Annotated in this window: 12 protein-coding genes and 1 pseudogene; 11 read left to right on the top strand and 2 right to left on the bottom strand. The window is 57.4% G+C overall.

What is annotated here, in order from left to right:
• Positions 1-29: 29 nt before the first annotated feature.
• Positions 30-971 carry a LysR family transcriptional regulator gene (locus tag L972_RS15355; RefSeq protein ID WP_047439315.1) on the bottom strand — a complete coding sequence of 314 codons (942 nt, stop codon included), beginning with the start codon at positions 969-971 and terminating at the stop codon, positions 30-32.
• 226 nt (positions 972-1,197) lie between these two features.
• Between L972_RS15355 and L972_RS15350 the strand changes: the two genes are divergently transcribed.
• The 11 genes from L972_RS15350 (at position 1,198) to L972_RS15300 (ending at position 13,441) form a co-directional block, all read left to right on the top strand.
• Entirely contained in the window at positions 1,198-2,286 is a 1,089-nt protein-coding gene (locus tag L972_RS15350; protein ID WP_047439312.1) for a ketoacyl-ACP synthase III, read from the top strand.
• Between the two features lie 253 nt (positions 2,287-2,539).
• Positions 2,540-3,754, top strand: coding sequence for a methyl-accepting chemotaxis protein (locus L972_RS22200; protein WP_047439311.1), 1,215 nt, complete (start codon positions 2,540-2,542; stop codon positions 3,752-3,754).
• Between the two features lie 9 nt (positions 3,755-3,763).
• Complete coding sequence (locus L972_RS15340) at positions 3,764-4,132, top strand: response regulator (protein WP_047439309.1); 369 nt, start codon at positions 3,764-3,766, stop codon at positions 4,130-4,132.
• Between the two features lie 13 nt (positions 4,133-4,145).
• On the top strand, positions 4,146-4,472 hold the full coding sequence (locus L972_RS15335; RefSeq protein ID WP_005349569.1) for an STAS domain-containing protein: 327 nt from the start codon (positions 4,146-4,148) through the stop codon (positions 4,470-4,472).
• Between the two features lie 22 nt (positions 4,473-4,494).
• The gene (locus tag L972_RS15330; protein WP_047439307.1) at positions 4,495-6,705 is read left to right on the top strand and encodes a chemotaxis protein CheA; all 2,211 of its coding nucleotides are present in this window, start codon (positions 4,495-4,497) and stop codon (positions 6,703-6,705) included.
• Between the two features lie 10 nt (positions 6,706-6,715).
• Positions 6,716-8,641 (top strand): HAMP domain-containing methyl-accepting chemotaxis protein, encoded by a 1,926-nt coding sequence (locus L972_RS15325; protein ID WP_047439305.1) that lies wholly within the window; start codon positions 6,716-6,718, stop codon positions 8,639-8,641.
• A gap of 12 nt (positions 8,642-8,653) precedes the next feature.
• Positions 8,654-9,223: a chemotaxis protein CheW gene (locus L972_RS15320; RefSeq protein ID WP_047439304.1), complete on the top strand. Its 570-nt coding sequence runs from the start codon at positions 8,654-8,656 to the stop codon at positions 9,221-9,223.
• Between the two features lie 43 nt (positions 9,224-9,266).
• Positions 9,267-11,021, top strand: a complete 1,755-nt coding sequence (locus tag L972_RS15315) for a methyl-accepting chemotaxis protein (RefSeq protein ID WP_047439302.1) — start codon at positions 9,267-9,269, stop codon at positions 11,019-11,021.
• 57 nt (positions 11,022-11,078) lie between these two features.
• Complete coding sequence (locus L972_RS15310; protein ID WP_040068586.1) at positions 11,079-11,882, top strand: CheR family methyltransferase; 804 nt, start codon at positions 11,079-11,081, stop codon at positions 11,880-11,882.
• 3 nt (positions 11,883-11,885) lie between these two features.
• Complete coding sequence (cheD, locus tag L972_RS15305; RefSeq protein WP_042080650.1) at positions 11,886-12,377, top strand: chemoreceptor glutamine deamidase CheD; 492 nt, start codon at positions 11,886-11,888, stop codon at positions 12,375-12,377.
• Positions 12,374-13,441 (top strand): protein-glutamate methylesterase/protein-glutamine glutaminase, encoded by a 1,068-nt coding sequence (locus L972_RS15300; protein WP_047439300.1) that lies wholly within the window; start codon positions 12,374-12,376, stop codon positions 13,439-13,441. The genes cheD and L972_RS15300 overlap by 4 nt, the downstream gene beginning before the upstream one ends.
• Positions 13,442-13,443: 2 nt before the next feature.
• On the opposite strand, the pseudogene L972_RS21010 reads toward L972_RS15300, so the two are convergent.
• Positions 13,444-14,170: pseudogene (locus L972_RS21010) on the bottom strand (transposase); the annotation flags it as partial.
• Positions 14,171-14,256: the final 86 nt, after the last annotated feature.

The following is a 14,256-nucleotide window of genomic DNA, read 5'->3' as shown; positions in this document are numbered from 1 at the left end:
TGGCTATGGCACCACACAACTGACTGGGGCTAACCGCCGAGACCGAGCAGCTTGCGACTCTCGCCGACGGTACGTTGCAGGTGATCCCGCAGGAATGGGTAGGCCAGCTCGCGAAACCAGCGGTGGGCCGGATCCTGATGGTGGCGCTGATGCCACAGCAGATGATACTGCTGATCACGGGTAGCAAAGGGCAGATCGACAAAGGTGAGCTCATGGCCGCAGGAGAGCTGCCAGGCGATATGAGCCGGGGTGGTCATCAGGCAATCGGTGCGCAGCAACACCTCCACCGCCGCCTGAAAGAAGGGGACTCGGGCAAACCAGCGCCGACTCAGTCCCTGCGGCGCCAATACCTGCTCCACCGGGCTGTCCTTGTCGCCGCCGCCGCTCACCTGCAGGTGAGGCCAGGCGAGATAGTCATCGAGACTCAATGCCTTGCCCGCCAGCGGATGGTGACGTCCCATCAGCACCGCCAGCCGATCTTCCCCCTGATGCAGACCGCGGATCTGCTCCGGCACCTGCTCGGTGATGGTAGAGACCAGATCCAGCTCGGACTGCCACAACTGCGGCAGCTGACGTTTGTCCCACAGGCTGTACTCCAGCGCCGCCAACGGCGCCTCTTTGGCGAGCGCGGCACAGATATCGGGCAGGATATGCTGAGCCACATAATCGGAGGAGGCGAGCCGAAATACCCGCTCGCAGCGGCTCGGGTCAAATCCGGGCGCCTCGTAGAGCCGCTCCAGCGCACCGAGAGAATCCGCCAGCTGGGCGGCCAACAGTTCGGCCCTTGGCGTCATCAGCCAGCGTTGCCCCTCCCGCACGAGCAACTCGTCGTCAAACTCGCTGCGCAACTGGGCAAGTTGCTTGCTGATGGAGGGCTGACTCAGGTGCAGCAGCTCGGCGGCGCGGCTGATATTGCGGGTATCCAGCAGCACCTTGAGGGTCGGCAACAAGTTGAGATTGGCTCTGAGCAAGGAGATACCCTCATCGGTGGGGAAACGCCTATCTTAGGGCAGAGGAGTCCCGCGTTTTAAGCAAAATTTCCTGCCATGTTCAGCACGTTGCAGCCCTTTGCGACCAGATGGCACAGCGGATCCCCCCGCACATAACCATGACCACAAGATGACAGTGGTTGTCTCGTACGGCATAATTGCACGATTTTCCGCCCGCGGGCGATCCACTTTGAGAAGCGGTAACAAGATGAAATACGCCAATATCACCGGCTGGGGCAAATGCCTGCCTCCCTCTGTGCTGACCAACGACGACCTCAGCACCATCATGGATACGTCAGACGAGTGGATCTATCCGCGCACCGGCATCAAGGCCCGCCGGATCTCCCATGTCAGCACCTCGGATCTCGCCACCCTGGCCGGTCGCCGCGCGCTGGCCTGCGCCGGTCTGGAAGCGAGCGATCTCGATGGCATAATCCTGGCCACCGCAACCCCGGACAACCTGCTGCCAAGTGCCGCCTCTGCGGTGCAGAAGAAGCTCGGTGCCGTCAATGCCGCCGTGTTCGACCTCAACGCGGCCTGCACCGGTTTCGTCTACTCCCTCTCCGTCGCCACCTCGCTGGTGCAGAGCGGCATGATGAAGAAGGTGCTGGTGATCGGTGCCGAGCGCCTTACCTACCTGCTGGACTGGGCACGCCGCGATACCGCCGTGCTGTTTGGCGACGGGGCAGGTGCCGTGGTGATCGAGGCAAGCGAACAGGAGTGTGGCCTGATCGCCAACAAGCTGGGCTGTGACAGCGAAGCGCGGGAGATCCTGCACGTACCGAACTTCGGTACCGATCGGGTGCGTTTTGCCGATATCGATGGGCTGTTCACCTTCAACTTCGAAGGGCCGGAGATCTTCAAACGCGCCGTGCGCGGCATGGGGGAAGCCACCAGCACTGTGCTGGCGCAGGCCGGTATTGCGCCGGAGCAGGTCGACCTGATCGTTCCCCATCAGGCCAATATCCGCATCATCGAAACCCTCGCCAAGCGGATGAATGCGCCGATGGAGAAGGTGATGGTCAACATCGAAAACTACGGCAACACCTCCGCAGCCACTGTGCCCATCGCCCTGTGCGAAGCGCTGGAGCAGGGCCGCGTCAAACCGAACTCCTATCTGCTGACCGCCGCTTTCGGTGCCGGCCTGACCTGGGGGGCCGCCATCATCAAGTGGGGCGATCGCGTCACCCCCATCAAGGCGTGCGATGCCGAGCTGCCCCCGTGTGACAAGAGCGCGCTGGAACTGATTGCCCACGCCGTGGAAGGTTGCCAGAAGGCTCACGCCAACGAGGCTTGACCCTCATCAGGAGCCTGAATCCTCAGGCTCCTTATCTCCTTTTCATCCCCACCAGGCTCTTCCCCCCACTTCGCAAGCCACTTGATACGGCAATCGCTGATACAAACAACTCCGATTTGCAGCCAATTAATTTTTTTCCGCTAACCTTATTGTGCCAACTATAAATAAAGAAAAGAGCGTCAAGGGGCACCATGACTGTTTCGGTCCCGCGCCTTTACCTCTTACCAAATAATTGCACAGGGATAAGCTACGTATGGCACAACACAAAAGTGGCGTGAACACACCGCTTTGGGAATCGGTTTGCTGGATTTGCTGCATCGGGCTTGCTCTGCTGAGCTGCCTGTTGCTGCAGCTCGCCGATGCGCTGTCACCTCTCTACCTGCTGCTCAATGTGCTGGTTGGTATTGCCGCCGCGCTCTGGACATCGAGTCACTTCCACCAGCACACACTCCGACATCGTGCCGGAGAGGAACAAACCGTCGCAACCGATCCTCTCGCCCACTCCATCATCGGGCTCGAACAGGTGTGCGAGAAGGCTCTACCTATCTGGTCCCAGCAAATTGAAAGCTCTCGTCAACAAACCGAAGCCGCGATGATTGACCTGACTCAACGCTTCAGCGGCTTGGCCAACAAGCTGGAAGAAGCTGTCAATGCTTCTCATCTGGCAGCGGGAGAACTGGGTGATGCCAATTCCCGTGGCATGGCTGGAGTCTTGAGCGAGAGCCAGCAGCAGCTCAATGAAGTAGTTGCCATCCTGCACTCCGCCCAGGCCAATCGGGACGCCATGCTGGGTGAGATAAAAAGCCTGACCACCTACACCATAGAGCTCAACACCATGGCCATGGATGTGGCCAAAATCGCCTCCCAGACCAACCTGCTGGCCCTCAACGCAGCCATTGAAGCGGCTCGCGCTGGGGAAGCTGGTCGTGGCTTTGCTGTGGTCGCTGATGAAGTGCGCAACCTCTCCCGCCTCTCCAGCGAAACCGCCCAAAAGATGACCGACAAGGTAGACACCATCAATACTGCTATCGGCCGCGCCTTCCAGATTGCCGAAAATGCAGCCGCACGGGATCACGCCTCGGCGCTCAACTCGGAGCAGACAATCGAACAGGTACTGGCCCGTTTTCGCCATGCCACTGACAGCCTGGCGGAATCCGCCTCCCTGCTGCAAAACGAGAGCACCGATATCCATCGCGAAATCTCCAGCGTCATTGTCTCGCTGCAATTTCAGGACAGAGTCAGCCAGATCCTCAGCCACGTCAGACAAAACATGGAGAGCCTCTCCAGCCATCTGGTTGCTTCGGAGCAGAGCAGCAATGCGACAGGGCCAATCCAGATCGATGCCAATCGCTGGCTGGCAGAGATGGAGCTCTCATACGCCACCGACGAACAGCGCAATATTCACCATGGTCGCACCACCCGTTCTGTCAACGCGCAACCAAGCAGCGCCGACATCACATTTTTCTAGGAGAGAGATATGGGCAAAACGATCCTGATCGTGGATGACTCGGCAACTATTCGCCAAGTCGTGGGCATGACCCTCAAGGGAGCCGGTTATGAGGTCATGGAAGCCTCTGACGGCAAAGATGCGCTCAACAAACTAGATGGCAAGAAGATCAACCTGATCATCAGTGACGTCAACATGCCGAACATGGATGGCATCACCTTCGTCAAAGAGGCCAAAAAGCTGGCCAACTACAAATTTACCCCTGTCATCATGCTAACTACCGAGTCTCAGGACAGCAAGAAGCAGGAGGGACAAACCGCGGGAGCCAAAGCCTGGGTGGTCAAACCCTTCCAGCCCGAACAGATGCTGGCCGCAGTCGCCAAGCTCATCATGCCGTGATCCGGAGTGCATCATGCAACTACAGAGTGAGCTACTCGACAACAAGGTAGTGGTGACCATGCCGGACGAGATCACCATTTATACAGTCAGCGAGCTGAAAGATGCTCTCTCGCCCTTATTGCATCAGGGGAACGAACTGGAGCTGAATCTGGCGGCGGTATCCGAGATAGACAGCGCCGGGCTGCAACTGCTGCTGGCAGCGAAGAAGACCGCTCTGCAGCAGGGCACCTCCCTGGCGCTGGTCTGGCACAGCCATGTTGTGCTTGAACTGCTGGAGCTCTGCCAGCTCTCGGCCTTTTTTGGCGACCCCACCCTCATCACCCATGGCGAACGGCCCTGAGCCACCATGACAAGGAGTCACCGTGAGCATCGATCTTGATCAGGCTTTACAAACCTATATCGCCGAGGCACGCGAGTTGCTTGAAGAGATGGAGTCAGCCCTTCTATCACTGGAATCTGACCCTGACAATAGCGAGCTGATTGGTGCCATCTTTCGTGCTGCTCATACCATCAAGGGGTCAGCTGGCCTGTTTGGTCTGCAACCCATCGTCGGGTTTACCCATATTGTCGAGGATCTGCTAGACCAGATCCGCAATCAGCAGCTCACCGTCACCTCTCCTCTGATTAAGGATCTGCTGGAGAGCTGTGACCATATCCAGACGCTCATCAGTGTCGTTGCAGAACAGGGCAGCACGTTAAGCGAGGGCGATGCCAACCAGGATGAACGGCTGAGGCTCACCCTCACCCGTCATCAGTGCGTCCCCCATGCCACGCTGCCAGATACTGTGCATACGCCGGAACCCAAGATCGAAAAAGAGGGAGGAATTACCAGCTCCGCCTCCCTGTGGCATATCTCCCTGCGTTTTGGCCCCGATGTGCTGCGCAATGGCATGGATCCGGCCGCATTTCTGCGCTATCTCGGCACCCTCGGAACCATATGCTCGGTGGAGACCATCCATCAGGCGTTACCGGATTGGGAGCAGTTCGATCCGGAGAATTGCTACCTCGGCTACGAGATAGACTTCGACTCGCAGGCAGATAAGGCAGCCATCAGCGATGTCTTTGAATTTGTCAGAGATGACTGCCAGATCACCATCTTGCCGCCCCACAGCAAGATCGCCGAGTTCATCAACCTGATCGAGTCACTGCCGGAAGATAGCGCCATGCTGGGGCAGTTGCTGGTCAACACCGGCGCCCTCACCGCAGAGGAGTTAGCAAGCGGTCTGCAGGCACAACAAGCGACCCCGGCAGAACAAGCGCCCAGACTAGGAGAAATCCTGATTGCGCAGGGTGCCGTCAACGAAGCCGTTGTCGATGCCGCCCTGAAAAAACAGAATCAGACCAAGGAGAACAAGAGCAAAGAGGGCCGTTACGTCAGGGTGCATGCCGACAAGCTGGACGATCTAATCAATCTGGTCGGGGAGCTGGTAGTCGCCAGTTCAGGAGCCAATCTGCTGGCCCAACGTACCCGCGAAAGCCAACTGCAGGAAGCCACCTCAGTCATTGCCATGCTGGTGGAAGAGATCCGCGACAGTGCACTGCGCCTGCGAATGGTGCCTATCGGCGATACCTTCAACCGCTTCCAGCGGGTGGTGCGCGATGTCAGTCAGGAACTGAACAAGGATATCACTCTGGTAATCTCCGGAGCCGAGACTGAACTGGACAAGTCGGTGGTAGAGAAGATCGGCGATCCGCTGATGCATCTGGTCAGAAACTCGATGGATCATGGCATCGAATCGGCAGAGCAACGGCTGCTGGCAGGCAAACCCCCCCGTGGCACCCTGAATCTCAATGCCTATCACGACTCCAACAGTATCGTCATCGAAATTCGGGATGACGGCGCAGGTCTCAACAAAGCCAGGATCCAGCAAAAAGCCATCGAGCGCGGTCTGATCAGCCCAACCACCACGCTGACGGATCAGGAGATATACAACCTGATCTTCGAGCCGGGGTTCTCTACCGCCGAGGCGATAACCAACCTCTCCGGTCGCGGGGTGGGCATGGATGTCGTCAAACGCAACATCACTGCCCTGCGCGGCACGGTCGATCTGGACAGCATCCCGGGAAAAGGAACCCGTGTGCAGATCCGCCTGCCGCTTACCCTTGCCATCATCGACGGCTTCCTGGTGCGAGTCTGCGATACCCACTACGTCATTCCCCTCGATATGGTGATCGAGTGCGTTGAATTGACCCAGAGTGCACTGGCCGATACCCAGGGTCGCAATTACATCAATTTGCGTGGCGAGGTGCTGCCCTTTATCCGCCTGCAACACTACTTCGATACCAATGGCAGCAAGGGGCGGCGCGAGAACATTGTCGTGGTCAGCCACGCAGGCAAAAAATCCGGACTGGTGGTGGATGAACTGCTGGGAGAATTCCAGACCGTCATCAAACCGTTGGGAAAATTGTTCCAGCGCCTGCAGGGCATCAGTGGCTCAACCATTCTGGGGGGGGGAGAGGTCGCCCTGATCCTCGACATTCCTTCGCTGATCCAGCACGCAATCACTCAGGAATCCTGTCAGCTCAACAGGTTGACAGCGTCGCGCAACCTGCCTCAATCCAGCATCAACTGAGGGGACCATCATGTTAAAAAATTCCACCATCAAATTGCGTCTTATTGTACTGCTCTGCATGCTCTGCCTGCTGCTGCTGGCCGTTGGCAGCCTCGGGTTATACAACATGCAGAGCAGCAATACCGGGTTGCAGCGCGTTTACAACGACAGGGTGGTTCCCCTCAAGCAGCTGAAGACCATCTCCGACAGCTATGCCGTCTCGATCATCGACAACCTCAACAAGGCCAATGCGGGGCTGATCCCGGCAGAAGAGGCTTTGAAGCAGATACAACAGGCACAGCAGACAATCAAAAACGAGTGGCATCACTACCAGTCCACCACTCTCACACCGGATGAACAGCGCTTGTCAGCCGAGGCAACAACCCTGTTCAACGCGGCCGATACCGATATTGGCAAGCTGGAGAAATACCTCGCCACCCAGCACGGCATGATTACTGGCATGCTGAACACTTTTGACGGTGCCCTCTATGGTTCCATCGACCCGATAGGCAACAAAATCACCGAGCTGGTCAACCTGCAGCTCAATGTGGCCAAGTCGGAATATACCGCAGCGCAATCCTGGTATGACGTGATGCTGATAACCATGGCGGTGGTTATCGCGGTCGGCATCGCACTCGCAGCCTGGTTTGGCACCCTGCTAATCAAAAGCATCATCACCCCCATCGAACAGGCTCTGCGCGTGGCCAATAGTCTGGCCGATGGCAATCTGGATGTATCGATCCAGATAGAGTCCAACGATGAAGCGGGTCAGCTCTTGATGGCGATGGATAACATGGTCAAGAAACTGGGGGACTTGATCACGGATATCGAAACGCTGGTCACCGCCGCTGTCGAACAGGGCGACTTCAGCCACAAGATTGCGCTGGAGGATCGTCAAGGATATATCAAGCGGGTATCCGAGCTGCTGAATCGCCTCTCCCATGTGACAGATACCAGTCTGGAAGATGTGATGCGCATCGCCACCGCGCTCTCCAAAGGGGATCTGACCCAACGGATCGATGAGCCCTACCCAGGTATTTTCGGCCAGACCAAAGACGGCCTCAACCGGACCATCACTGCGCTGACCAATATCATCGAAGAGGTACGCAACGCCGCCGACAACCTGACCAATGCCTCCAATCAGGTGAGCAACACTGCGCAGGCATTGAGCCAGGCCACCAGTGAGCAAGCAGCCAGCGTTGAAGAGACCAGCGCCTCTATCGAGCAGATGAGCGCCAGCATCAATCAGAACACCGAGAACGCCAAGATCACCGACAGCATGGCCAGCAACTCGGTACTGGAGGCCACCGAAGGGGGCCAATCCGTTCAACAGACGGTGACCGCCATGCAGCAAATCGCCAAGAAAGTCAGCATCATCGACGACATTGCCTACCAAACCAACCTGCTTGCCCTCAACGCCGCCATCGAGGCGGCTCGCGCCGGAGAGCATGGCAAAGGCTTCGCGGTGGTTGCTGCCGAGGTGAGAAAACTGGCAGAGCGCAGCCAGATCGCAGCACAAGAGATTGGTGAGCTCTCCTCCGACAGTGTCAGCAAGGCAGAGCGGGCTGGCAACCTACTGGAGAGGATCGTCCCCTCCATTCGCAAAACCTCTGACCTGGTACAAGAGATCAATGCCGCCTCAGGTGAACAAGCCAGTGCAGCCAACCAGATCAGTCTGGCCATGAACCAGCTTAATCAGGTGACACAGCAGAATGCGGCCAGCAGCGAGGAGCTGGCGGCCACGGCCGAAGAGATGAGCTCACAAGCCAGCGAACTGCAGCAAACCATGGCCTTTTTTGCTCTGGAGAAAAGTGCGCAGCTCAACACCAGGCCCCATGAAACTGGCCACAAGGGCATGCCTCCCAGAGGCAGTTTCATCGCCCCCCCACAACGGGCCAGCCAGCCCAATCAACCATCATCCCATTCCATTGATGACGCGGATTTTGTCCGCTTTTAACCGGAGGCGACCATGCATACATCCACCGACATCACGGTGCCAACAGCGGCCGCTAACGAGAGCAGTGGCGATGCCCAGTACCTGACATTTCTGATCAACAACGAGATGTTCGCCATCAATATTCTGGGGGTCAAAGAGATCATCGAATACGGCAATATCACTCCGGTTCCGATGATGCCGGGTTTTATTCGCGGCGTAATCAACCTCAGAGGAGCGGTAGTGTCGGTCGTAGACTTGAATGCCCGCTTTGGCAATGCACCTTCGGTCATCACCCGCCGCAGTTGCATCGTCATTATTGAGGGGGTGGCCTCGCAGGGCGATGAACCTGTAGGTCAGGATATTGGCGTTGTGGTGGATTCCGTATCGGAAGTACTGGGTATCCCACAAGCAGATATCGAGCCCCCACCCAGTTTTGGTGCCCCCATCCGGGCCGATTTCATCAGCGGCATGGGCAAGGTCAACGGCAAATTCGTCATCCTCATCGATACCGGGAAAGTGTTGTCACTCGATGAGATGGCTCAACTCAACGAACTGGCCCAGCCACAGGCAAGGTTGCCACAAGGCAACCTGCAACCCTCCTGAACAGGCCTCCATACTCCACGACATGCAGCATAAGGAAACGCTCATGACCCAATCACTCTTAGGAAAACTTTTCGGAGACAATGCCACCGAAGTGAGGCAACGGACCCTGTTACTCGACGCAATCGGCCAACTGCACCACGCAATCCTGGCAGAGCAGGTTCCAGCACCACTCGATCTTTCCGGTATGGATAGCCCCTTTCGTGAAGTAGGACATGCCATCAACGAGGTGGTCACCTTGCTCAGTGACAAGCTGGAACAGAGTCGCAACGACATTAAAAAGAACCAGGTATTGCTCCATGAGAACCAGCTGGTTCGCAAAGCCCTCGACTGTGCCAGCACCAACGTGATGATTGCCGATACCAACCTCGACATTATCTATATGAACGAGGCTGTGACCGGCATGCTCAGTCAGGCTGAGACCGACATCAAGAAAGAGCTCTACAGCTTCAACGCCAATCAGCTGATGGGCGCCAACATCGACAGCTTTCATAAAAATCCCGGCCATCAGCGCGCCATGCTGGCCAAACTCAACAACACCTACCGCACCCAGATACAGCTGGGGGGGCGCACCTTCTCCCTGATCGCCAATCCGGTCTTCAACGATACCGGAGAACGGTTGGGATCCGTGGTCGAATGGGCCGACAGAACCAAGGAGGTAATGATAGAGAAAGAGATGTCCGACATTGTGCAGGCCGTGATCAATGGCGAGCTGCACCGCAGGATGGAACTTGCTGGCAAGAGCGGCTTCTTTCAGGCGATGGGAGAAGGGATCAACCAGATTGCCGAAGTGATCGACAGCACACTCAACGATGTCATCCGGGTCGTGCAATGTCTGGCAAAAGGTGACCTGACCCAACAGATTGAGGCGGACTATCCCGGCGTGTTTGGCACCACCAAGGATGCGCTCAACAAGACCATCGCATCGCTCACCAACATCGTCACCGAAGTGCGCGGCGCCTCTGACAACCTCTCCAGTGCCGCCGAGCAGGTAAGCGCGACCGCCCAGTCGATCAGCCAATCTAGCAGTGAACAGGCCTCCAGCATGGAGGAGACCAGCGCCTCCATCGAACAGATGAGCGCCAGCATCAACCAGAATACCGACAATGCCCAGGTCACCGATGGCATGGCCAGCAAGGCAGCCAAAGAGGCCGTAGAGGGAGGAGAAGCGGTCAAACTGACTGTGGATGCCATGAAGCAGATCGCCAGACGGATTGGCATCATCGATGACATCGCCTACCAGACCAATCTATTGGCTCTCAACGCAGCTATCGAAGCGGCGCGGGCAGGCGATCACGGCAAAGGCTTTGCCGTAGTGGCGGCGGAGGTGCGCAAACTGGCCGAACGCAGCCAAGTTGCAGCACAGGAGATTGGCGAGCTGGCCTCCAGCAGTGTCGAGATGGCGGAAAAAGCAGGTCGTTTGTTGGATCAGATGGTTCCTTCAATCAACAAGACCTCGGATCTGGTGCAGGAGATCAGTGCCGCTTCGGTTGAGCAATCCACCGGTGTCAGCCAGATCAACCAGGCCATGAACCAGCTGAGTCAGGTTACCCAGCAAAATGCCTCTTGCAGCGAAGAGCTGGCTGCCACAGCAGAAGAGATGAGCAGCCAGGCTGAACAGCTGCAACTGGCCATGGAGTTCTTTACCCTGGAGGCCCACGCCAAAGAAGGTAAAGCAGCCACCTCGCATCTTCACCCCAATACCCGAGGTCGCTTTATGAACGAGAGCACTGCCAACAGTCGGGAACGAGCCGCCACCGTCCAACGCCCCATCGGCGATGGCGATTTTGTCCGGTTCTAGCCACGGGAGAGGCGTTGCCTCTCCCATCTCCGACAACACAGGTAGAGGGACAGTTTTTTGTATCAAACCCAGCTGCATGATGATGAGTTCTCCCGTTTCCAGCGCTGGCTTCATCAAACGGCGGGGATAGAGCTGTCTCCGGCCAAAAAGGCGCTGGTAGCCAGCCGCCTGGCAAAACGGCTCTGCCACTATGAGTTGGATAGTTATGACGACTACTTCCAGCTCATCATGAACGATCGCAGCAGCGAACTGCAGCTGGCGCTCGATCTGCTGACCACCAACGAAACCTACTTTTTCAGGGAGCCCAAACACTTCGAGTTTCTGACGCGGGAGATAGTCTCAGCGCTCCCGCCCGAGCAACCACTGCGGGTCTGGAGCGCTGCCAGCTCATCCGGCGAGGAGCCCTACAGTCTGGCCATGACCCTCGCGGAAAAACGCAGCACCTTCAACTGGGAGATCCTGGCCTCCGATATCTCGTCCCGGGTGCTGGAACAGGCGATGAGCGGGCGCTACCCCATCGAGCGGGCGCAAAATATTCCACTGCCCTTTTTGATGAAATATTGCCTCAAGGGTGTGGGCCTGCAGGAAGGCATCTTCATCATCGATCGCAAGTTGCGGGACAAGGTGCAGTTCATGCAGATCAACCTCAATCAGGATCTGCCAGACATCGGCATGTTTGACGTCATCTTCATCAGAAACGTGATGATCTACTTCAACAAGGAGACCAAAGGGCAAGTATTGCAGCGGCTGGTACCCAGACTCAAACCCGGTGGCTACCTGCTGGTGAGCCACGCCGAGAGCCTGCATGGCCTGCACCACGGCCTGCAGCTGGTCTCTCCTTCCATCTATCAGAAGAGATAAGTCATGGCTCGGGAGGTGATCCTGCAACCGGGAGAGCTCTTTTTTGGCAAGGAGGATGTGGTGGTCAGAACCGTACTGGGCTCCTGTATTGCCATCACTTTGTGGCATCCGGAGCAGAAACAGGGAGGAATGTGTCACTACATGCTGCCAAGTCGGCGCAATCCCTCTGCCAAGCTGGATGGGCGCTATGCCGATGAGGCCCTCGCCTTGCTGTTGCAAGCGGCCAGTCACTATCCCGCCCCCATCCATGAATATGAGGCCAAGTTGTTCGGGGGGGGCAACATGTTTACCGAGCCTCAATACGCACAGAGCGACAACAATGTCGCCGCCAAAAATATTCAGGCAGCCTGGCAGCTGACCCGACACCTTGGCCTTGATATCAAGGCTCATCATCTTGGCCATAGCGGCCACCGAAGCTTGCTCTTTGAGCTCAGCAACGGCAGTGTCTGGCTCCGCCATCATCGTCTGCCACATCAACGGGAGTCGCGAGAATGAAGCAGATCCGGGTCATGCTGGTGGATGATTCCGCCGTGGTCAGACAGGTATTGCAAGCGGTGCTGGAGCAGGAGCCCGATATCCGGGTGATCGCCACGGCATCGGATCCCCTGTTTGCCCAGGAAAAACTGAAGAAAGAGTGGCCTGACGTCATTGTGCTCGATGTGGAGATGCCCCGTATGGATGGCATCACTTTTCTCACCAAGATCATGGCTGAGCATCCAACCCCGGTGGTGATCTGCTCCTCCCTCACCGAAAAGGGGGCCGAGACCACCCTGCAGGCAATGGCTGCCGGCGCGGTGGACATCATCACCAAGCCGACCATGGGGATAAAAAGCTTTCTGCAAGAATCTGCCCACGACCTGGCCATGGCAGTACGTGCCGCGGCCCAGGCCAACCTCAAGCGCGTGGGCAAGCCCTCCTCTGTGCCGGTCAGCACCAAACTCAACGCGGATGCCATGCTGGCGCCCAACCAGCACGCCATGGCACAAACCCCCGAGCGGCTCATCGCCATCGGCACCTCGACCGGCGGCACCCAGGCTCTGGAAGCCGTGCTGACTGCCTTGCCCCGGGTCAGCCCCGGCATTGTCATCGTGCAGCACATGCCGGAGAAATTTACCGCCATGTTTGCCGAGCGGTTGAACGGGGTCTGCCAGATAGAAGTGCGGGAGGCGAGAAACAATGATCGGGTGATCCCGGGGCTGGCGCTGATTGCCCCCGGAGGCAAGCATATGCTGCTCAAGCGCAGCGGTGCCTACTATCACGTCGAGGTGGTCGACGGGCCGCTTATCAACCGCCATCGCCCCTCGGTGGATGTGCTGTTTCGCTCCGTCGCCAAATATGCCGGCAAGAATGCCACTGGCATCATCATGACCGGCATGGGGGATGATGGTGCCCGGGGATTGCGCGAAATGCTGGATGCGGGTGCCAATACCTATGCCCAGGATGAGGCATCCTGCGTGGTCTTCGGCATGCCCAAGGAGGCGATCAAGCTGGGAGCTGCCCGCCATGTGCTCCCCTTACAAGAGATGCAATACGCCATCCTCGGCAAGTTAGTATCATGACGCACCGCTGTCAGGTAATGCCAACAACCACCTGCACAGACATAAGTGATATCGCTACACCTGATTGGGTTGCGGAACATCAAATTCGCGGGCCAGCAGCTTGGGAATGTCCGGTCGTTCAGACTGTGCCACCTTATAGCGGTGTGCGCCCGGCTGTTTGGATACCAGACCGGCTTCCTTCATTAGGGTCCGCACTTTGAGTCGGCCAATCTGATACCCCAACGCCCGCATCATCGACATCAAGGCGCGGCTGCCCGCTGAGTTCCGGCTCTCTTTGAACAAACGGCGCAACTCACAGCGCAGTTGCATGCGCTCACGGTTAATCGTCCGCCTGCGAGCCAGATAATCGTAAAAACAGGAGGTGGGCACATCGAAGGCGCAGCAGACCAGAGTGATGGGGGCTTGCTCCCTTAATCGGTCTATCAGCGCGTACGTGTGAACTCGTCCGCCATCAAGAGAGCAGTAGCTTTTAGTATGTCCTTTTCGCGCTCGAGCCGGTTGAGGCGGGCTTCCAGCTCCTGGATTTTCTGCTGTTCCGGAGTCAGTGCTTTGCTGATAGAGGGAGTGCCGGTTCGTTCGGATTGCAGTTGCTGAACCCAGCGGCGAAGCACGGTTTCACCGACATCCAGTGAACGGCTTGCTTCGGGGGGCTGAATATCCCTGGTCGAGCACCAGGGATGTGGCTTCCAGTTTGAACTCGGCAGCAAATGAGCGAAGCAATCTTGTCATTAAACACCTCAGGTTATGGTGGCGACTGTACCACCTAATAAAAGGCTCTGTCCCAATTACGTGTTGAAAGGCTAATCTTGAAGTAG

It is taken from the genome of Aeromonas sp. ZOR0001, from assembly GCF_000801015.1.
Classification (GTDB): domain Bacteria; phylum Pseudomonadota; class Gammaproteobacteria; order Enterobacterales; family Aeromonadaceae; genus Aeromonas; species Aeromonas veronii.
Note: the sequence above shows the minus strand (reverse complement) of the source record. Positions and strands in the feature narration are given on the sequence as shown.